We start from the raw sequence: 1,052 nt of genomic DNA on the forward strand, positions 1-1,052 counted from the left end.
CCATGTGCTCCATGGGGTAGCTGCGGTATTGCGGGGTATAGCCCAGTTCAGTCAGGGTGGCTGCGGCCCGTTGGCCCAGCTGTTCCGGTACCATCGGGTCCATGCTGCCATGGCAAATCATTACTGGCAGGGCGGCATTGGCCTCGCTGGGTGTGACGGGCATGGCCATGTAGGTGGAGAGAGCAAGCAGGCCGGCCAGAGGCTTGGGCTGACGCAGGGCGGCCTGGTAGGCAACGGCACCACCTTGTGAGAAACCCGCAATAATGATGCGTTCGCTGGGAATGCCGCGGGCGATTTCCCTCTCGATGAGTGCATCTACCGCGTCCGCTGAGGCCAGAACGCCGGCTTCGTCCACTTTGCGGTCGATATCCATGGCGAGAATGTCGTACCAGGCGGGCATGACCATGCCCCCGTTCACCGTAACGGGAATCTGCGGGGCATGGGGAAAGACAAACCGCACGGGCAGGTCCGCAGGCAGCTGAAGCTCGGGGACAATGGGCTCAAAATCGTGACCGCTGGCGCCCAGGCCGTGTAGCCAGATCACACTGGCGGTGGCTTGGGCTGATGGTTCAATTTCAACGCAACGCAATAGATTACTCATGGTCAGTCTCCTCCCGAGACAATAATTCGCACGGCTTCAAGTTGGCACTGAGCTTCGCTGAGGCATTTTTCCAGAGCCCGTGTTTGCGCTTCCAGGGCTTCTACTTCTTCATGACGGACCGCCGGGTTTTTGGCTTGCAGGGCTTTCAGGCGAGCCAGCTCGTGGGCTTGTTCGGCGCGCATTTTTTCCTGGGCAGCGGCAATAATGCTTTCGGCTTCCTGACTGGCGCTGGTTTCGTCGGCTTTCAGCAATTTTTCCAGCAGGGGTTTCTGACTGCCAACGATCTTGCGGCTGAGAGGCTTGTCCATCTTGTGGCATTGCTGGCTCAGGCCGTCGTGGCTGATGGCCTGGCTGATATTTTTGCCATTGGCATCCAGCAGGTGACGAATTACCGTGGTGGGCAGGAAGCGGTCTGCCTGCAACTGTTTGGGGGCAATGGCATCAACGGTAT

Annotated in this window: 1 protein-coding gene and 1 pseudogene; both read right to left on the reverse strand. The window is 59.0% G+C overall.

Going from position 1 to position 1,052, the window contains the following annotated elements; translation table 11 throughout:
• A partial coding sequence (locus A3730_RS01645; RefSeq protein WP_063537331.1) for an alpha/beta hydrolase occupies nucleotides 1-601 on the reverse strand: 601 nt, incomplete at its 3' end.
• Between the two features lie 2 nt (nucleotides 602-603).
• Nucleotides 604-1,052, reverse strand: a pseudogene (locus A3730_RS01650) (RNA polymerase-associated protein RapA); the annotation flags it as partial.

Source organism: Alcanivorax sp. HI0044 (assembly GCF_001634945.1).